The sequence below is a fragment of the Mycobacterium sp. 1245805.9 genome (assembly GCF_001672915.1).
Lineage (GTDB): Bacteria > Actinomycetota > Actinomycetes > Mycobacteriales > Mycobacteriaceae > Mycobacterium.
The window spans coordinates 42,343-60,878 of the sequence record NZ_LZKR01000182.1 but is presented as its reverse complement, the minus strand read 5'-3'; the positions used below and the strand labels follow the sequence as shown (position 1 = coordinate 60,878).

General features: G+C 65.4%; 16 protein-coding genes. 8 read left to right on the top strand and 8 right to left on the bottom strand.

Going from position 1 to position 18,536, the window contains the following annotated elements:
- Positions 1-9 precede the first annotated feature (9 nt).
- From A9X00_RS24485 to A9X00_RS24470, 4 genes are read right to left on the bottom strand one after another with little or no spacing between them, the layout of a single operon-like run.
- Complete coding sequence (locus A9X00_RS24485; protein WP_067159385.1) at positions 10-357, bottom strand: NifU family protein; 348 nt, start codon at positions 355-357, stop codon at positions 10-12.
- Positions 354-1,370 carry an amidohydrolase family protein gene (locus tag A9X00_RS24480; RefSeq protein ID WP_067159381.1) on the bottom strand — a complete coding sequence of 339 codons (1,017 nt, stop codon included), beginning with the start codon at positions 1,368-1,370 and terminating at the stop codon, positions 354-356. The genes A9X00_RS24485 and A9X00_RS24480 overlap by 4 nt, the downstream gene beginning before the upstream one ends.
- Before the next feature lie 10 nt (positions 1,371-1,380).
- Entirely contained in the window at positions 1,381-2,292 is a 912-nt protein-coding gene (locus tag A9X00_RS24475; protein WP_067159378.1) for an NAD(P)-dependent oxidoreductase, read from the bottom strand.
- Positions 2,289-3,185, bottom strand: a complete 897-nt coding sequence (locus A9X00_RS24470; RefSeq protein WP_067159375.1) for a fumarylacetoacetate hydrolase family protein — start codon at positions 3,183-3,185, stop codon at positions 2,289-2,291. The genes A9X00_RS24475 and A9X00_RS24470 overlap by 4 nt, the downstream gene beginning before the upstream one ends.
- A 418-nt stretch (positions 3,186-3,603) precedes the next feature.
- Here A9X00_RS24470 and A9X00_RS24465 point away from each other — a divergent pair, with 418 nt between their 5' ends.
- The 4 genes from A9X00_RS24465 (at position 3,604) to A9X00_RS24450 (ending at position 7,133) form a co-directional block, all read left to right on the top strand.
- Positions 3,604-4,827, top strand: coding sequence for a PE family protein (locus A9X00_RS24465; protein WP_067159372.1), 1,224 nt, complete (start codon positions 3,604-3,606; stop codon positions 4,825-4,827).
- Between the two features lie 487 nt (positions 4,828-5,314).
- Positions 5,315-6,457, top strand: a complete 1,143-nt coding sequence (locus tag A9X00_RS24460; RefSeq protein ID WP_082975494.1) for a PPE family protein — start codon at positions 5,315-5,317, stop codon at positions 6,455-6,457.
- Positions 6,458-6,517: 60 nt separating this feature from the next.
- Positions 6,518-6,814, top strand: coding sequence for a WXG100 family type VII secretion target (locus A9X00_RS24455; protein WP_156772272.1), 297 nt, complete (start codon positions 6,518-6,520; stop codon positions 6,812-6,814).
- A gap of 34 nt (positions 6,815-6,848) precedes the next feature.
- Positions 6,849-7,133, top strand: coding sequence for a WXG100 family type VII secretion target (locus A9X00_RS24450; protein ID WP_067012750.1), 285 nt, complete (start codon positions 6,849-6,851; stop codon positions 7,131-7,133).
- A 1,447-nt stretch (positions 7,134-8,580) separates the two neighbouring features.
- On the opposite strand, the gene A9X00_RS30215 is transcribed toward A9X00_RS24450, so the two are convergent.
- Complete coding sequence (locus A9X00_RS30215; protein WP_082975487.1) at positions 8,581-9,051, bottom strand: RICIN domain-containing protein; 471 nt, start codon at positions 9,049-9,051, stop codon at positions 8,581-8,583.
- A 230-nt stretch (positions 9,052-9,281) separates the two neighbouring features.
- Complete coding sequence (locus A9X00_RS24440) at positions 9,282-9,926, bottom strand: FCD domain-containing protein (RefSeq protein ID WP_067159363.1); 645 nt, start codon at positions 9,924-9,926, stop codon at positions 9,282-9,284.
- Between the two features lie 926 nt (positions 9,927-10,852).
- On the opposite strand from A9X00_RS24440, the gene A9X00_RS24430 reads away from it, so the two are divergent.
- The 3 genes from A9X00_RS24430 to A9X00_RS24420 all read left to right on the top strand — a co-directional run bounded on the left by A9X00_RS24430 (position 10,853) and on the right by A9X00_RS24420 (position 17,143).
- Positions 10,853-12,688 carry a hypothetical protein gene (locus A9X00_RS24430; RefSeq protein ID WP_067159356.1) on the top strand — a complete coding sequence of 612 codons (1,836 nt, stop codon included), beginning with the start codon at positions 10,853-10,855 and terminating at the stop codon, positions 12,686-12,688.
- A 45-nt stretch (positions 12,689-12,733) separates the two neighbouring features.
- On the top strand, positions 12,734-13,687 hold the full coding sequence (gene bla, locus A9X00_RS24425) for a class A beta-lactamase (RefSeq protein WP_197515257.1): 954 nt from the start codon (positions 12,734-12,736) through the stop codon (positions 13,685-13,687).
- A 192-nt stretch (positions 13,688-13,879) separates the two neighbouring features.
- Positions 13,880-17,143: a LuxR C-terminal-related transcriptional regulator gene (locus tag A9X00_RS24420; RefSeq protein WP_067159413.1), complete on the top strand. Its 3,264-nt coding sequence runs from the start codon at positions 13,880-13,882 to the stop codon at positions 17,141-17,143.
- A gap of 14 nt (positions 17,144-17,157) precedes the next feature.
- Here the strand turns inward: A9X00_RS24420 and A9X00_RS24415 are convergent, their stop codons facing one another.
- Positions 17,158-17,961, bottom strand: a complete 804-nt coding sequence (locus tag A9X00_RS24415) for a DUF4383 domain-containing protein (protein ID WP_082975483.1) — start codon at positions 17,959-17,961, stop codon at positions 17,158-17,160.
- 161 nt (positions 17,962-18,122) lie between these two features.
- Between A9X00_RS24415 and A9X00_RS24410 the strand changes: the two genes are divergently transcribed.
- Complete coding sequence (locus tag A9X00_RS24410) at positions 18,123-18,353, top strand: deoxyribodipyrimidine photolyase (protein ID WP_067159347.1); 231 nt, start codon at positions 18,123-18,125, stop codon at positions 18,351-18,353.
- Here A9X00_RS24410 and A9X00_RS31490 read toward each other — a convergent pair whose 3' ends face one another.
- Entirely contained in the window at positions 18,354-18,497 is a 144-nt protein-coding gene (locus A9X00_RS31490) for a hypothetical protein (protein WP_197515256.1), read from the bottom strand.
- Positions 18,498-18,536 lie beyond the last annotated feature (39 nt).

Here is an 18,536-nt window from a genome sequence, read left to right as displayed (position 1 = left end):
TTGTGCCTTTCAACGAATTTCGTCGTTCGCGCCGGCGGCGTAGGCGGCGATGTTCAGCGGGTGATCGCGGTAGGCCGCCTCTACCCGCTCAATCGCCTTGCGAGACAGGCGGACATCGTCCATCACGACGTCTCTGACGCCAGGCACCTCCATCAGCCGCTGGCGGACCGACACCGCGTAGGTGACGGCCTTAAGCGGGCAGGCCCGGCAAGCCGCGCCAAATGAGAGATGAACGATCCCCTCACGCGATATGGACTGCACGACAAGGTCTCCGCCGTGGATGTGCAGCAGCGGCCGGATCTGGGTGTCGACGACAGCCCGGACATCGGCGGTCAGCGCTTCGCCGGAGAGTCTCATGCGTCACTCCCGGCCTTCGGCCTGACGTCGAACAGCCGCGCCTGGTTGAGCCCGAGGATGTTTCGTTTGTCTCTATCGCTGATGGCGGGATAGCCGTACCTGTCTTGAAGCTCGTCGTCGATCTGCATGTTCCAGAACCACTCGAGGGCGGGCCGCGGGGGACCCGTGAGTGGCGCCTCGGATCCCCAGAGCAGGCGGTCGGACCCGACGTCGCGCAGCAGCCGTCCGAGGTAGGTCTTGAACTCCCACGGCGCGATGAATGGCAGGTGCATGGTTCCCGACAGGACGAGGACGATGTTGGCGTGCCGCGCCGCCAGGTACACGCACTCCTCGAAGTACGGCAATGCGAGGTGGTGAATCGCGAAGACGAGCTCGGGAAAGTCCAGTGCGGCGCGTTCGATGTCCAGCGGCGACAGCGTGTCCAGCGGAGCGCGCGTGATGGGAAACCCCTTGTGGAACTGCAAGACCTTGACGCCGAGCTCTTGCGCGTGTTCGTACATCGGATAGGCCACCTCCCGGTCGTCGCAGCGCCAGGAGTTGGAGATGTGGCCGTTGTAGAACTTGAAGGATCTTGCACCCAATTCTTCGACCTGGCGCGTCATTTCGTCCCGCACGCTGTTGGCGCCGTGCGGATACAGCGGGTCGACGCCGCCGCAGAAAAGCACCTTGTCGGGATAGGCGCGGGCGAATTCGTACTGGGCTTGCACGGGGGCGAAGCCGTCCTTGTAGACGTCGTAGAGGACGACCGCCTGAGCCATCGCCATATCGGTGACGCCGTCGGCGAACACGACGTTCGCCATGTCGTGCACCGTCCAGCGGCGGTCGTAACCGTGGCCGATCCCGGGATTTTGGGTTGTCTTGCTTTGTGTCTGGTCGACCTCCCCGCGGGTGCGGGTCCCAATTTTCAGGTGGCCCGACCGGTCTGCGGCCGAGCTTGCGATTAGCAGGTTGTCATCCGACATGTCGTACATGTGCACGACGTTGTCGAAAACATAGACGTCGTCGTTGAGCATGGCAGGTCCTTCATGCGGTTCGCTCGATGTGTGGGACGGGCAGCTTGGCGTAGATCGCATGTACCGCGCTGCTGTCAAACTCGGCAAAGCCGATACCCTGTGCGAAGCGGTACAGCATGCCGGCCGCATGGAGTAGCGGCGTGGGTGCACCGGCGTGGGTGGCCAATTCCGTGATGAGTTCGACGTCCTTGACGAAGGTCGCCACCGTGGCCGTCGGTGGCCCGTAGGTGCCCCAGGCCATCAGTGGGCCACGGAGTTCGAGTTGCTGTGAGCCGGCGCCGGTGCCTGCCAGCATCCGCACCGCCGCGCCGGGATCGACGCCGATTCGCTTTGCGAGGGTCAGCGCTTCGGCCGTCGCCGCATTGTGAACAGTGACAAGGTGATTGGCGATCATCTTCATGTTGGTTCCCGCGCCCAATTCGCCCAGGTACTCCACTCGCCTGCTAAAGGAGTCAAGTACGGGTCGAACTTCGTCCACCCCGGCTCTAGGCCCGGACGCGCAGACGACGACGTCGCGGTTGTAGGCCTGCGCGCTGCTACCGATGACCGGGCAATCCAATAGCGTGATCCCGACGGCGCTTAGCGCGGCGCTGGCACGCCTCTTGGCTTCCGCGGGCAGCGTGCTCGCCTCCACCAGGAAGCGGACCCGCCGGTCGCTGCACTCGACCAGTTGAGCGCACACCGCATCGAGTGCCTCGACGCTGGGAAGGACCGTCACCGCGACGTGCGCTCCACCCGCCGCCTGGGCGACGCTGCCGGCGATCGGGATTCCGGCCGCGGCGGCCGAGGCGGTTCTGTCGCGGTTGATGTCGATCCCCACCACCGGGTGGCCGGCCCACATTATGTGGCGGGCGATCGGAGCGCCGAGCAGGCCGAGGCCCACGACGGCCGTCGACAGTTGGTCCGGCGGAGCCGTCGTCATGATGCCGCCCGGGTGGAGGTGCTCATCGCCCCTGAGGCCGCGACGATTTCGGTGCGCAGTGATCCCAGGCCGGTGATGCCGCATTCCACGACGTCGCCCGGTTGCAGCCACGGGGTCTCGGGTCCCCCCATTGCCACGCCCTTCGGCGTCCCGGTCAGGACGATGTCGCCGGGATGCAATGTTGTTGCCCTCGAGCAAAACGCGAGTAGTTCGGCGACCGAGAAGACCATTTCGCTGGTGTTGGACAGTTGGCGTAGTTCGCCGTTGACGGTAGTCCACAGCTCCAGGTCTTGGGGCTCGGGGACCTCGTCGCGTGTCGTGAGCCATGGACCGGTGGGGCAGAAGCCGTCGAAGCTTTTCGACCGGATCCATTGCGGCTCGCAGAATTGCAGGTTGCGACTGGATAGGTCGTTGACGACCAGGTAGCCGGCGACATGATCAAGTGCGTTCTCCGCGTTCAGGTCTCGGCCCTCCGTGCCGATCACGACGCCGAGCTCGACCTCGTAATCGAGTTGGGTGACGAGGTCGAAATCAACGGCAGTGTGCTCGTAGGGGCCGCTGACGGAGCTGGCGAATTTTCCAAAGATCATCGGTTGCTCGGGGGGTGCAGCCCCGATCTCGGCGATGTGGTCGCGGTAGTTGAGTCCGATGGCGATTACCTTTCGTGGATACGGGACGGGGGCAAGCAGTTTCCGCCCGGAGTCGGCCTCGGTCGACACGGCATTAGTCGGAATCGCGGCGCCCCCTTGCCGCATGCGCCCGAGCTCGCGTGGCGACAACGCGCGCGCCGCCTTGGCAAGCCTGGCTAGCCCGTCGGCGTCGAAGTCGGCCGCGCAGGTCATGGGGACGCCGAGTCTGGACGTGCGCACCCAGTGTCCGGCGACTTCCGCCACGACGACGGGCGTACTGGATGGACGAGACAATCGCGCTAACTTCACAGCCCTGACCTCCTAGTATATATGATCGTTGTTATCATATATGATCGACTGGAGCTTCGGCAAACAGTTGCAGTTGTATACACTACCTTCAGTCATATATGCTCCAGGGAGACATATGCGACACGGCACTGGTTGATCCGTCGACGGGGACGATCGGCCATGCCAACATCAGGCGGACGGGGGTCGGTGTGCGGCAGCGGCGTTGCCGGCGGAATTGATTTTCCCAGTACGGGATCGGCGGCGTCGTCGACGGCGATGGCGGTAATGGCGCGCTAATCCCACCGCTTCAAATAGCTGCCTCGTAGTGGCAGCGCTGATGCCCCACTTGTTGGCGCAACTGCTGCGCAGTTGCCTTACATCGAAGGAAATAGGCATGTCGATTATCAATGTCGCCCCGGAGTGTGTGCTGACCGCAGCCGGGGACCTATCGCGTATTGGTTCGGCGATCGAAGGGGCCAGCGCGACGGCCGCGTCCACGATCACCGCAGTGGTCCCGCCCGCCGCCGACGAGGTGTCGGCCCAATTAGCGACCATGTTCACCGCGCACGCTCAGTCCTACCAGGCGGCCAGCGCCCAAGCGGTCGCCTATCACCAGGAATTCGCGGGCACTTTTGCCGCTGCGGGGGCCCGGTATGCCCTGACCGAAATCGTGAACTCGTCACCTCTGCAGAAGGTCGAGCATTCGCTGCTCGGTGGCGCCAAGGGATTCATCGGCCATGGTGTTCTCGGCCACACCGCCGGTTCGGCGCTCGCCGATGCGGGCCACGGCCCTCTTGGCGGCCTGCGATCGACAGTGCTCACCCCCGGCAACGCGCTGATCAGTCCGACAGCCGGCCTGGGCTCTATTAAAGGGAACCTGCCCCACCATGTGGGCTCCATGCTCGATCAGGCGCGGTTCCCGATCCTGCACCAGATCCTGCAAAACCAAGTCGGCTACTTCAAGCGGCTCGTCGGCGCGCTGGTCACCTTGAACCCGACCAAAATCTGGGACGCCGTCAAAACCATCGCGCAGGACCTGGGGCACAACGTCCACGCGGTTTGGAAGGAAATTTTCGACACCACGTACAGCCTCGTGGATGGCAATCTTCACCTTCCGCCGATATTCGCGCTCCTGGTGGATGCGTTTAACGCTCCGATTGAGACCCTGGCAAATGTCATGCTGCAGCTTAACGGCATCCTCTACTTGGCAGATTCGGGGCACGAGCTCTTAGCGTTGGGGGGATTGAGCATAATGCCCGAGCTGGCTCTATACGACTTTCTCTTCGGGACGTATGAGATAGACGTGCCGGAAACATTCCATGGGGTTCCGTTTTATATGCACTACACGGCAGGGGGAATTTTGACAGGGGCCGGAACCGTCTGGTTGGGCACCGACGGCATGCCCATGGAAATCCCGACGACCGGTACGCCGCTGGGTGGGCTATTGGGTGGGCTGCGATACGAAGCCCAGCAGATCGCCAACGTCATCGCACCCGCGGCACCGAGAGGTGTGCCGTCTCTCGTCGCTCCTCCCGAAGCACCGCTCGAGCCGCCCCGGCTCGAGCGGCCGCTCCACCCTAGCGCGCTGGACTCCCTCCCCCCAGTACGGCAGCCCTAGGGTCGGGCATCCGCGGGGGCCGCGGCATGACTTGGGAGTGCGGGAGCACGTCTGAATCTGCTGCGGTCCCTGCGGTTCCCCGGCATCATCTCCATCCGACCGGACTAACGGCGCCGGCGGCATCACCGGCGAAACAGCGCGCGCCATACGCATAGCTCCCGAAGATCAAGATCAGTCGCCCGCCCGATCACCGCGCGTCGCAGGAGACGATGCTGGCGACGGTCCAAATAGGTTGCGCCACATGTAGCCAACTGACTCCAGTAGACCCCCGCGTCCTGGGAGCCCAACTTTCAAACTGTCAGTTCACTGTGAATGCTTTGTCAGATCGTATCAAATCCATAAAATAATATACGATAGCTACTGTTGCACGGGGCGATGGAGCCCACCTTCTTAAGCTCCGCGGCGAGCGCCGCTGGAGTCGGGCGAGCAGGTGCATCGCCTGGTTTCCGTTGAAGTCGCTTGCGCGGCTGAGTTAGTGAGGGATGTGATGGTCGGTTTTGCATTGTTGCCGCCCGAGGTCAATTCGGGCCGGATGTTCGCTGGGACTGGGGCGGGGTCGCTGTTGCTGGCCGCGACTGCCTGGGACGAGTTGGGTGCGGAGTTGACGTCGGCCTCGGCATCGTTTGAGTCCGTGGTGTTTACGACGTTGGCGACTCGCTCGTGGTCGGGTCCCGCTGCCGCGATGATGGCGGCCAGTGCGGTGCCGTATGTGCACCATCTGAGGGCGACGGCCGCTCACGCGGAGCAGTCGGCGATCCACGCTCGCACGGCGGCCGGAGTGTACGAAGCTGCTCGGTCGGCCACCGTTCACCCGTTAGAGGTAGCCGGGAATCGGCAGCTCCTTGCCCTGTTGGTAGCGACCAACGTGTTGGGTCAAAACACCGCGGCCATCGCGGCTACGGAGGCGGCCTATGGCGAAATGTGGGCTCAGGATGTGACCGCGATGATGGGCTATCACGCAGGGGTCGCGTCGGTGGCCTCGGCGATGAAGCCGTTTGACGCGCCCCCACGGGATTGGCCGAAGGCCTTGCGGCCGTGGGGGCCTGGCCCACAGATACCGTCGCCCGTCACTAGCGGCGCTACCGGCGGCGGCGCGCATGGTCTGTCCTCGTCGTTGTTGTCCTCGGTCCCGATGATGTTGCTTTCGACAGGGGCCGAGATTGCGATGTCGGCTGCCGGCATGTTGATTTCGCCGTTAATGTCGCTGGCACAGATGGTCCCCGCCGCCGCCCCGGCAGCGGCGGCGGCTCCCGCGGCGCTCACCGCCGGCGCTCCTGCGGCGTCGCCCGCCGGTGGTGTGGCCGCGCCGACGGGCGGTGCGGTGTCCGCCGGTTTGGGTGAGGCGCGCATGGTCGGGTCCGTGTCGGTGCCGCCCACCTGGACGGCGACGGCAGCTCCCGCGGCCATGGCCGAATCGGCGGCCACGGCAGGCGTCGGTGCGCCCGTTGCGGCCACTTCGGGTGCCGCGGGGTTCGGCGGTTCGGGTATGCCGATGATGCCGATGCCCGGTGGAGCCGCCGCGGCCGCCGGTGCGGGCGACTTCGGTGGCGGCATGGCTGGGCGCGCTGGTGCGGGCCCGTCTGCCTTCGACCAGTCGCGGCCCACGGTTGTGCCGCGTGAGGGCATCTGATAGCCCGCGCGAAGTAGCAATCGTTCGCGTGAAATCTGTTTCTCAGGGAAGGAATTGTAAGTGACAGCTCGATTTATGACCGACCCGCACGCGATGCGGGACATGGCCGGCCGTTTTGAGGCACACGCTCAGACGGTCGAGGCCGAGGCGCGCAAGATGTGGGCGTCATCGACCAACATCGCCGGCGCCGGCTGGAGCGGAACGGCCCAGTCGACGTCGTACGACACGATGAGCGACATGAACCAGGCGTTCTCCAACATTGTGAACATGCTGCATTCAGTGCATGACGGGCTGATTCGGGATGCCAATAACTACGAATCCCAAGAGCAGGCGTCCCGGCAGATCTTGAGCAGCTAGCTGTTTCCCGACAAAGAACGGAGCATTGAGGACAATGTCGATTAGTTACCACTTCGAAGATGTGGCCACCCATGGGGCCACCATCCGCGCCCAAGCGGCATCGCTGGAGGCTGAGCATCAGGCCATCGTTGCTGATGTGCTTGCGGCCGGGGACTTCTGGGGCGGCGCCGGGTCGGTGGCGTGCCAGGAGTTCATCACTCAGTTGGGCCGCAATTACCAGGTGATCTACGAGCAGGCCAATAGCCACGGCCAGAATGTCCAGAGCGCCGGCGACAACATGGCCGCCGCCGACGCGGCAGTCGGGTCGGGCTGGATCTGAGTGCCCCACCGGCGGTCTTCCTGACACTGGGCAAGCCGGTTTTGGGCTCGCGTGACTCGCGCAAGTAGGTATGCGTAGCTGTCCCGTGCCGGCGACCCCACCTACGACAATCGAGCGCCCTGAAATTGCGCGGTTTGGCGGATGGACACCGTTGATCCTGCGCGTAGTGTCGATCTTCATCGGCGGGCCGGACGGCTCAGCGCGCCAACGGCTTCGTTCGCCAGGAGAGCAGTGAATAGGCGCCACCTATCGGGGAACGAAACACCAGATGGTGGCCCTCGCGGATCAGCGTCCGGCCGGTTGGCACCGCTTAACTAGCAATATCTTTGGAGGTTGACATGTACATCCGATTCAGGTCCTCGATGGCACCTACCTCGGCCCACAAGGTCGTGGCCGCGGACGAAAACGCAAACGGCGTCGTCGTCGAAACCACTGACTCACAACCCATCGGTGTGTCCAATCGGGTGATCTCCGCGGTCTTGGGCACCCGCGCGGGGACGGCGGACGCAGGAATTGCGTTGTCGTCCATCGGGGCGACCCGGACCGGCGATGTGGTAGCCACCAGGTTGCGCGACGCAGTGGCTCGTGTCGGCGACGAGATCGCTAGCGATGACCTGGCCGCAGTGATAGATCAAGAGGCAGATTCCCCAACCGACATGAACGACGCGTTGCCCGTGGTGTCTTCGGCCAAAAGGGCGCGTCGGAGCCGGGTGCTGCTACTGGAGAGCGGGATGGCGGTGCTTGTCATTGGCGCGGCGGCGGGCCTGGTCGCATCGGCGATCGGCATTCGCGCGCACCCGGGTCCGGACCAAAGCCATGGTGTGCCCGCCGAGAACTCGCCAGCCGCCGTCCTGGCGCCACCGCCGGCCAGGCAGCCCGAAAGCGTTTCGGCGCCTGCGCCTTTGGTGACTGCGCCTCGGGCCTCGGCGCCTTCGGCGCCGGCGGGGCCCGCATCGCTACCTGCGGCTCGCGCTGCCGCGAGTCCTCCGGCGTGGTCAGGAGTAGGGGTGCCCGTTGCCTGGCCCGGTGTTTTGGGCCGGCTACCGGATGTGCGGTACTGCTCGATCACAGATCGACCCGCATCGTCGCATCTCGACGAGCATGATGGCGGCGAATCCCCCGATCCCCCCGGACCGCCACCGGCCGGTCCACCGCCGGTGGCTCCACCACCGCCGAGCCCGCCACCGGCAATGGATCCACCCCCACCGGTGGTGTTCCCAATTTCGCCAATAGCCGTTGGTTGACAGACCTCCAGCCGTGAACGCACCACCGCCCGGGTCACACCGGCAAGGGGGCGGTTGGCCGGGGAGGGCCTGTTGGCGGTGGAGGCCACCGGTGGCAGCGGGAGCCGCAAGCGCGGCATCAGCTGGAAGGAAAGAGCGAGCTTAACCCCTTGCGCCGGTCCGTGGTCCGGCCAGCTGCAGTGCGCGGCGCCACGGCGAGCTCGTCAAGGAACGGCATCCCACGCCTGCCCGGGCGTACCGTCGCAATTGCGGGTGTTCACCCAGGTGCCGGGATCCGGGCCGCCAAGGACGGTGAGGCAGCCATATGCGGTCGTGATTTGGCCGTTGGGCTGGACGGTCCAAAACCGACTATCCCAATCCCAACACGACCGCAGGCTAACCTTCCCGTCGCCAAATTTCAGAGCCAGGCACTGCCCGGGGAAGGCCGCGCTCTCGATGTGCCCATCGGAGGTGGGATTCCAGCGTTGGAAGTCCGTACCGTTGCAGGGGTTTACCACCATCGGTGTGTACCAGCCCGCATCCGGGGCGTCCAGACAAGCATCGCCCAATCGGCTCCTCAACTGAACCGGGCCATCGGCACGTGCACCACTAGCGCTTAAAATCGCTACACCGAACGCGGCGCCGAGCAGGACGACGGCGTGGCGCGCAGCGCGCGCCGATCGCGATTCGTGCATTTCTCCTCCGTCTTCTCGTTCTGTCCGATCTCACCGATCAGTACAGCCGATATGAAGCAAGTGAAGTCGATATTTCGCAAAGTCTCGGTCGGCACCATCGATAGCGAAAGGCCACGACAGAGCTGGTTTTGAGTGCGACGCTCTCCAGGCAGGACTCGATCCAGCTACCGCGTAGTCCGCATACTCGAAGAAAGTTTGGTCTCTCGTAATGGCGATGGTCGAACCGTCGCCTAGTTCATTTCGCAGGGCGACTGCAGCGCATATTTCATACTCCTGTTCAAGTGCCCGACCGTGATTCGCGCGGCGAGGGAGGAATCACCTTCGCGGATGACGGACACCAGAATGCGGTAATCGCGACGGGCTTGCGCCGTCAGTGCCGGTTGGGCGTGGAGCACCGTAACGGTCGGCGGGGTTGATCGCTCGCGCAAGGATCTCACCAGGTCGCACAGCAGAGGCCGGCTCGTGCGAAGCGGATGTGTGAGGCGGCGGTAGAAATCTCGGTTCAATCCCGCCCACGTTGCCACGTCCGCCTCGGTGTCCATTTGGTCAAGCAGCTCGGCCGCCCTGGTGCACGCGACGGAGCGGTCCGCTTCGGGCAGTGCGGCCAGTTCGGCCATCGCACGTGGCTCAAGCATCGAACGCAAGGTGTAAACCTCCCGCAATTCGGAGGCGTCGGTATTGAGCAATCCCGTTGCGGCAGAGTCACGCAGCCCCTCCAGCGTCGAAATCACATTCGACCCGGTCCGTCGCGTAGTCCCCGGGAGGGCGTCGCGCGTATCCCACACGATCTCCGCGGAAAGGATCATGTTCCGCAGTTGGTCCCGCAAACCATCCGAACCGGCTTGCCTGATCTTTCCGGATCCACTGTGCGTCATCGATCGATTCCTTTCTGGTGCCCGCGACATTGATTTCGGTGTTGTGCGGGAGGTGGTTGGGGCATACGACTCGATGCACCGAGCCAGACGGGCAAATTGCTTACAGGCGGACCGATGGCCCCAGTGGCCCGGTCCCGCAGACATCGGACGATGGGTTCGCGCGCAACCCGGATACGAAGTAGGAATTGAGGAAAGGCCGATACGTGGGCGAAAGGAGGCCAGTGCCCGCTTGCGCGCTGGCGCCCGCGATGGCGCAGGACTTCGGCATGGCCGCTGCGCCGACAAAGTTCGGGACCACTATGCAGGCGCCCAGCACCGTCAACGCCGGTGCGGCGGCATAGAAAAGCTCTCGTATCAAGGCGTACTCCATCTCGCGCGAAGGTGGGTGGTCGAGCGGATTGTGCTGCAGATCTAGAATGCTCAGCCTGCGACAATTGGGCATCGGCCAAAACGCGCATGTTTTGTGAATCCGTTGTCGTAGACGGCGGTGACGGCGACTGCGGTCCAACTACATCCGCGGGAGCAAAGGCGATTGACGTGCATCGATAGCGTCGATCGGTTACTGACTAGCTCCCTGCAGGCCCATGACTGTTATCCAGCTCACCCCACAGCGACCTCCGCGCGGGACCTGTGGAGGCCGAGGCGGGCGAAGCGCCGCAGTAGCGATATATGCGTAGACGGATATCGCGGCGCATCGCCTACGACAGTCCATTACCCAAGAATTGCGCGTTTTGGCCGATGGGTCCGGTTTGCTCCGCCCGTAGCGTCGAGTTGCGTCGACGAAACCGAAAGACCCCGATGCCAATGGCTTCGTTGGGACAGGAAGTCTCGCCGACCTACGACCGCCTTGCGCAGACAGCTAGCGGGACGTTCGCTGACCGGCCGACTGGCGAGTGCTTGGTTAGCCGTATCTTTGGAGGGTTGACATGGACATCATGCTCGGAGTCTCGGTGGCACCGGCCTCAGTCCAGATGGTGTTGGTCGAAAGCGAAAACGCCGGCGCCGTGGTCGAAACCGAAGTGTTTGAATTCGCCGAAACCCCCGACCCGGAACCCACCGGAGTGATCGATCAGGTGATCTCCGCAATTCTGGGTACCCGCGAGGGTGCGGCTGACGCGGGCCTTGAGCTGTCGTCCATCGGGGTGACCTGGACCGACGACGTGGAAGCGGCCACGTTGCGCGACGCTGTGACCGGCTACGACCTCGAGAACGTCATGCTGGTCTCGCCGTTCCTGGCCGCCGCGGCATTCGCCCAATCCGCCGGCGGTGCAATGGGTTACGACCGCACTGCGGTACTCTTCGTTGAGCGCGAGACAGCGACTTTGGCTGTTGTCGAGACCTCCGGGAACTCGGTCGCCGAGGTTTGCAAGCAACGGTTCGATGCGGAGTCGAGCGGCGATGGCGTCGCGCAACTAACGGGAATGGTCCGTGGGATCGAGGATTTCGAATCGGTGCCGTCCGGCGTGCTTGTGATCGGCTCGGGCGTCGACGTCGACCGCGTGAAGCCCGCGCTCGAGGCGGCGACGTCACTGCCGGTGACCACGCCCGAAGAGCCGGAGACGGCGCTGGCGCGCGGCGCTGGGCTGGCGTCGGCGAACGCGCCGCTGTTCGCATCGCCGATTGCGGCGCTGGCCTACGCACAGGACCCGGGTACCGGTGCGATCGACACCTACGCCCTGGCCGAATACCTCACGCTGGCTACCACTTCCGTGAACGCCGCGTTCGGAACCGCCGACCTGGCATACAGCCGGGTGAGCGATGATGCGTTGGACCGGGTGGCGCCGCAGGACGGGAAGCGGCATCGCACCCGGCTTGTGCTGGTCGCCAGCGGGTTGGCTGCGTTCGTCATCGCCGGGGTGGTGTCGGTTGCGTGGGCGGTCGGCATCCACAGCTCGGTGCATGCGCACCCGAGTCCCGATCAAAGCCGCAGCGTCCCCGCCGAGGGTGCCCCAGCCTCGCCCCCGGGTGCGGCGCGGCCTCCGCAGCGGGGAAACGCCTCGGCCCCCGCGGCTTCCGGGCCTGCGGGTTCCGGGCCTGCGGCTTCCCGGCCCGTGGCTTCCGGGCCTGCGGCCTCGGCTGCTGGGCCTTCGGCGCCGCCAGGGGCCGCGTCGCCGCCGGCGCCTCCGGCCCCCGCGGATTCTCCACCGCCGCCGGGATATGGCGTGCCCATCCCGTACGGCCTCTGGTGGCCGGGTTTCGGTTTCAATGATTGGTGGTTTCCGGAGCCTTACTTCCCGAATCGGCCTTTGCCGCCGTATCACCCCGATCACGGCGATGGCCCATCCATCTCCGGCAATGGGAACACCGTTTCCGGCGGCGGTGGCCCTCGCCCCGGCGGAACCACCGGCGGACCGGTGGATGGTGGCGGGTCCGGCGGAGGCGCGCCCACGGGCGGTGGAACCGTTAGCGGTGGCTCTGGCGGCGGTGCGCCGGTGGCGGGTGGCGGCGGACCCGCGGCTGGCGGCGGATCCGCGGGAGCCGGGCCTGCGCCCGGCGGTGATTCTGGCGGCGGTGCGCCGGTGGCGGCTGGCGGCGGACCCGCGGCTGGCGGCGGACCCGCGGGAACCGGGCCTGCGCCCGATGGTGGCCCCGGCGGCGGTGCTCCCGTGCCTGCCGGCGGTCCGGGGGCCGGCGGCGGCCCGTTCGGCCGGGGCGGGCCCGGCGGTGGCTCGTTCGGCGGGGGTTCGCCGGGCCATGGTGGCTTCGGCGGTGGGGGTGGCTTCCACGGCGGGGGCGGCTTCGGCGGCGGTGGCCATAGGTAGTCCGTGGGCTACGGATCACCCTGTGCGGGAAGGGAATATCTAGCTGTGCGTGGCATCGTATTACGTACCCGCCGGTGCGCGATCGCACTGGTTGCTTGTACGTTGCTGACGACGACCTGCGGCGATTGCTCACCGCCAAACCTGGCAACCGTCTCTTCAACGGCCACGGAAAGCCCGCAACGTTCATACAAGCGGTTTGCGGACCTGGAACGGGAATTCGACGGAAAGATCGGTGTCTACGCGGTAGATACGAACAATGGCGAGCTCATCGCTCATCGCGCGGACGAGCGGTTTCCACTCCAGAGCACGATCAAGCTCCTAGGTGTTGCAGCTCTGCTGAAGCGCGGCGGCGCCGACAGCAACCTATTGCAAGAACAGGTGCACTACTCAGAGCGTGATCTGACCACCTGGAGCCCGGTCACGCGGAAAAACATCGCCGGCGGGATGACGCTCGAAGCTTTGGCCGAGGCGGCGATCAGCGACAGCGACAACACTGCGATGAACCTCATCACAAAGGCATTGGGCGGACCGGCGGAGGTGGAGCGGTTCGCGCATTCTGTCGGCAATCAGAAGTACAACGTGGAGCACTATGAAGGCCAATTGAATTCCGATCCCCACAGTCAGGTCGACACCTCGACACCGAAAGACATGGCGACGAGTGTGCAGGCATTGACGGTCGGTGATGCATTGGCGCCTCCGCAGCGGGCTCAACTGCTCGGATGGATGCGCGACAATACGGTGGGGTACAAGAGAATTCGTGCCGGCGCCCCGCTCGGCTGGCTGGTTGCCGATAAGACGGGATCTGGCGCCTACGGTATTGCGAACGACATCGGGATCGTAGCGTCGCCGTACTGCAAACCAATCGTGCTGGCGATCTACACCGTACAAAACCGGCGGGACGCGACGGCGCGAGAAGACATCGTCGCGACCGCCACCGGCGCCATCCTCGGCCAGTTCGCTGAGCACGATCGCTGCTTCAAGGAATTAGCGTCCAGTTGACCCCGCACCAGCGGGTTTTGTAACCCGAAAGCGGTTTTGAGAACACCGGTCCCTGCACCGGCTGCTAATCGCTCGTCGGGCACGCCAATTCGCTCGGAAAACATCGGCTGTGATCCGGCTGTGCAAGCTACGATGGCCCAGAGCGATCCGCTTGCCGCGAACCTGCTGTTGAATGGAAGCGACTTCAACGTAATGCAGCCCGTACCGGGGTCGTTGCCGACCGGGACAGTGACGTTGCTGCTGGCTGACATCGAGGGCTCCACGCGGTTGTGGCACGACCAGCCCGCAGCGATGACGGCGGCCGTGGAGCGGCTGGATCGCCTCCTGGCCCAGGTCGTTTCTGGGCACAACGGTGTCCGGCCAATCGAGCAGGGAGAAGGGGATAGCTTCGTCATTGCGTTCACGCGCGCCAGCGAGGCGCTCGCGTGCGCACTGGACCTGCAGCGTGCGCCGCTCGCACCGATTCGCCTGCGCATCGGCGTGCATACCGGCGAGGTGCAGTTACGCAACGAGGGCAACTATGTCGGGCCTGCGATCAACCGTGCGGCACGGCTCCGGGACCTGGCCCACGGCGGCCAGACGGTGCTATCTGGGACCGCGCACGATCTGGTCGCCGACCAGCTCCCGGCCGACGTGTGGCTGGCCGATTTGGGGACGCATCGCCTGCGCGACATGACGCGCCCCGAGCGGGTCGCCCAATTGTGTCACCCCGAACTCCGCGTCGACTTTCCGCCGCTCCGCTCACCGGGTGCCGCATCGCGCCGCCACCTTCCGGCGCAGCTGACCAGTTTTGTGGGGCGAAGCGAGCAACTCAGGGAGATCCGTCGGCTGGTGGGCGACAGCAAGCTGGTGACCCTGACCGGACCCGGGGGAGCGGGCAAAACCCGACTGGCGGTGCGCATCGCCGCGCTGCTTGCCACCGAGCTCGATGGCGGGGCGTGGTTTGTCGACCTCGCACCGGTCACCGATCCCGATGGCGTCGCGTCGGCCATCGCTCGAGCGCTTAGCCTGCCAGATCAGCCGGGGCGCTCGAACCTCGACACGGTCGTAGGTTTTCTTGGCGAACAGCAAACGCTCCTCGTATTGGACAATTGCGAACATCTGCTCGGCGGCGCCGCCGCGGTGACCGCTGAGCTGTTCGCCGCCTGCCCCGACGTGACCATCCTCGCCACCAGCCGCGAGCCGCTCGGGGTGCCGGGCGAGGTGATCTGGCGAGTGCCGCCGCTATCGCTCGCCGACGACGCCATCGAATTGTTCGTCGATCGCGCGCGCCAACTGCAACCCGAGCTGGATCTCAGCGACGAAGACCGGGCGTTGGTCACCGAGATTTGCCGCCGCCTTGACGGCATGCCGCTCGCGATCGAACTGGCGGCCGCGAGGTTGCGCTCCATGTCGCTGGCCGAGATCGCCGAAAGCCTGGGCGACCGCTTTCGCCTGCTGACCGGCAGCGGGGCGACATCGGTTGAACGCCAGCAAAATCTGTGGGCTTCAGTTGACTGGTCGTACGCGCTGCTCACGGAGAGCGAGCGGGTAGTGTTCCGCCGACTCGCCGTATTCAGGGGCGGCTTCGACCTCGGCGCGGCGGAGGCAATTGCCGGCGGTGCGGATGCGGACGGCCCGCCCGTGCTGGACCACCTCACCGCGCTCATCGACAAATCGCTGGTGATTGCTCAAACGTCGAACCGACGAACGCGATACCGGCTGCTCGAGACCATGCGTCAGTTCGCCGAAGAGAAGCTCGCCGAATCGGGCGAAATCGCCCGCGTCCGTGCCGCTCACCGCGACCACTACGCGACCGTCGCGGCACGGTGCGACGATCCTGCCGGCGGCGCCCACGAACGCCAAATCGTGGAAATCGAAGGAGATTTCAACAATCTGGGCGCGGCGTTCCGGTGGAGCCTCGAAAACGGCGACGCCGATGGCGCATTGACGATCGCCTCGTCGCTGCAGCCGCTATGGCTGGGTCGTGGGCGCCTCGAGGAAGGTCTCGCCTGGTTCCGGGCAGCGCTACAGGCGCAGCCGGCGGTAACAGCGGCAGTGCGGGCCCGTGCGCTCGCCGACATGGCGCTACTGAACGTCTGGCTGGGAGCCGTCGACGATGCTGAACCCGCCCGTCAGGCGCTCGAGATCGCCCGTGGCGTAGACGATTCATTCGTGCTGACCCGCGCGCTGACTGCCTGTGCCGCCGTCTATGCCTACGATCTCGAGGCCGCTCACCCGTACTTCGAGGAGGCGCTCGGTGTCGCCCGTGGAAACGGCGACAAGCGCCGGCTTATCCAGATCCTTGGCTGGCAGGCCTATGGCGCCTTTGTCGGCGGCGACCCCCTTGCGATGCGCAGCGCCGCCGAAGAGGGACTCGACCTCGCAGAATCCATCGGCAACCGTCTCGGTGTGCGTCAATTCCAATGGGTTCTGGCGATGACGCAAATGATCGGCGGCGAACTGGATTCCGCCATCGCACAGTTCCGCCGGTTGGTGGTTGAGGCCGACACGGCCCGCGACCTGACGTGGAGAACGATCAATCTCCTCAGTCTGGCGCGCGGGCTGGCCTACCAAGGCGATGCAAATGCGGCCCTTGGCACTGCGAAGTCCGCCATCGACGCGACCGGTCGACTCGGCAGCTGGTATCGCGGCCTCAGCTTCGCATCGCTGACCACCGCCGCCATAGTCGCGGGCGATATCGCGTTGGCCGACAGCGCGATAACCGCGGGACTACCCGCCATCGACGCCCAACCTAAACTCGCTGCACGGGTGGCTGACTACGCCGCTGAAGCGGCCCTGGCCACCGGCGATCTCGACGAAGCCGCCCGTCGCGCAGATTCGGCGGTCGCGTCGACGACAGGTTGGCACTTGGCCAGGGCGCTGACAACCCGGGCTCGAATCGCGATCGCCCAGAGCAGCTACCCTCCGGCCGAACGCGACGCGCGCGAAGCACTCAGGCAGAGCGCCAAATTCAGCGCCTACCTGGGACTCCCCGACACGCTCGAATGCCTGGCCGCCGTCGCGGCGCAATCCAACGCCCAGGAAAGAGCCGCCCGGCTCTTCGGCGCCGCCGACGCCATCCGCCAGGACAGCGGCGAGAACCGCTTCCCGAACTACGAAGCCGCCTACCGAGATGCCGTCACGGCGGTCCGAGATGCGCTGGGGGAAGCCAATTTCGACAGCACCTGGTCCGAGGGGGCTGCGTTATCGGTGGACGAAGCGATCGCCTATGCCCAGCGTGGTCGCGCCGAGCGGGCGCGAGCGAGCAGCGGGTGGGAGTCGCTGACGCCGGCCGAGCATGACATCGTACGGCTGGTCACCGAGGGGCTGGGGAACAAGGACATCGCCACGCGACTTTTCGTCTCGCCGCGAACCGTGCAATCGCATCTCACCCACATCTACAACAAGCTGGGGTTGCGTTCACGCGTACAACTGGCAAAAGAAGCGAACCACCGAGCGGCCGGAGCACGCTGACGTTGCGACCCATGTCAGGACTGCTGCGAATCGTTTCGGCGGCGCATCCAGATGACGATTCCGACGACAGCCGCCAGGACGGCCGCGGCCAGGAGAGCCCGGCGCGGTAGCGCCCTATCGCTCACTCGAGCGGCGGAATGCTTTACCGGCGTTGGCTTCTCGGCATCGAGGGTAAAAAGTTCATTGGTTTCGAGGTTGCTCGACTGCTCGAAGTCGGCGGTTTGAGGTGGGCCTGGTTGAGTGTCCGACTCCTGCGCGGGCGCCGCGGGCGCGGGGACCCTCGCGGTGACCTCGTCGGGGGGCGGGGGCCTGCGCTTATCGCGGTCGCGGCGCCGTCGTCGCGGCGCCCAGACCTCGTCGCCCAACTCGTCGGGAATCAGCCACATGAGCAGCGCGAGGTTGACCGCCGCCAGCACCCCGTGCAGCAGGACGTCGGCGGCGTGGAACCCCATCGGCGTCGGGACCCTGCGCGCCGTGGCGACGCTGCTGAAAAACAACAGCATCAAGTAGGCCACCGCGCTCAGTGCGGTGACGGCCACCGCCGTGCGGCGACGCGCGACCGCCGCAATGGCCATCACCCCGAACGCCAGCAGCAGGCCGCTGTGCGCCGGGGTCGTCATCAGGCCGAGCACCGGGGCGCCGGTGGGACCGGCGTGCGGATGCAGGGCCGCCGAGATCAGCCCGGCGATGCCGAACGCGCTCACCAGCGCGCCCTCGATCAGCAGGAACCAACGACCGCTGTGGAAGCGCCCCGGGTCCATGGGAACCCTGCGCCAACCCGACGTCAGGCCGGGAACGTGACCCGCGGTAACCGGCATCGCGCGACCTCCAGCCCGAACAAACTCCTTCGCACCGGCTACCCGCTACCGGCCGGACTACTCCAGCGCTCGGTGCTCCTGGCTTGGTTGCTCGCCCGGTTGGGTATCTATCCAGTCAGATCGGCGCACGCCCGGACTGTGTCGTTCATCGAGGAGGCACCATGTTGCACAGCATTGTCCTTGCCGCGGCACAGCAACCCGAGGCCGCGGGAATCATCCTCAAGGGGATCAAAGGCATCTTCGTCGCGATCGGCAGCATCATCGCCGCCATCGTGTGCGCCGTGATCGCGGGAATGAAAGGTCGCAGCGCCATCGGCTGGGGCCTGCTCGGGCTGTTCTTCTCGATCCTGACGCTGATCGTCGTCATCGTCATTCCGTCAAAGAAGTCGTGATTACCAGCCCCACTCGTCGTCGTCCAGGACATCGACCGTGAGGGAGTTGTCGGCGGGCCCCTGCGTCCCGTAGAGAAAGGTGATCAGCGTTCGGTCGTCGTCAAGGGGTTCGGTCGCTACGACGGTGGCGTGCCCGATCCTCATGCGGATCCTGTCTCCAGGCTTCAATTCGTCAACACGCCT

Coding starts and splice junctions, on each gene's coding strand:
- A9X00_RS24485 (WP_067159385.1), bottom strand. CDS start 357: ATGAGACTCTCCGGCGAAGCGCTGACCGCCGATGTCCGGGCTGTCGTC.
- A9X00_RS24480 (WP_067159381.1), bottom strand. CDS start 1,370: ATGCTCAACGACGACGTCTATGTTTTCGACAACGTCGTGCACATGTAC.
- A9X00_RS24475 (WP_067159378.1), bottom strand. CDS start 2,292: ATGACGACGGCTCCGCCGGACCAACTGTCGACGGCCGTCGTGGGCCTC.
- A9X00_RS24465 (WP_067159372.1), top strand. CDS start 3,604: ATGTCGATTATCAATGTCGCCCCGGAGTGTGTGCTGACCGCAGCCGGG.
- A9X00_RS24460 (WP_082975494.1), top strand. CDS start 5,315: ATGGTCGGTTTTGCATTGTTGCCGCCCGAGGTCAATTCGGGCCGGATG.
- A9X00_RS24450 (WP_067012750.1), top strand. CDS start 6,849: ATGTCGATTAGTTACCACTTCGAAGATGTGGCCACCCATGGGGCCACC.
- A9X00_RS30215 (WP_082975487.1), bottom strand. CDS start 9,051: ATGCACGAATCGCGATCGGCGCGCGCTGCGCGCCACGCCGTCGTCCTG.
- A9X00_RS24440 (WP_067159363.1), bottom strand. CDS start 9,926: ATGACGCACAGTGGATCCGGAAAGATCAGGCAAGCCGGTTCGGATGGT.
- A9X00_RS24430 (WP_067159356.1), top strand. CDS start 10,853: ATGGACATCATGCTCGGAGTCTCGGTGGCACCGGCCTCAGTCCAGATG.
- A9X00_RS24420 (WP_067159413.1), top strand. CDS start 13,880: ATGCAGCCCGTACCGGGGTCGTTGCCGACCGGGACAGTGACGTTGCTG.
- A9X00_RS24415 (WP_082975483.1), bottom strand. CDS start 17,961: ATGCCGGTTACCGCGGGTCACGTTCCCGGCCTGACGTCGGGTTGGCGC.
- A9X00_RS24410 (WP_067159347.1), top strand. CDS start 18,123: ATGTTGCACAGCATTGTCCTTGCCGCGGCACAGCAACCCGAGGCCGCG.
- A9X00_RS31490 (WP_197515256.1), bottom strand. CDS start 18,497: ATGAGGATCGGGCACGCCACCGTCGTAGCGACCGAACCCCTTGACGAC.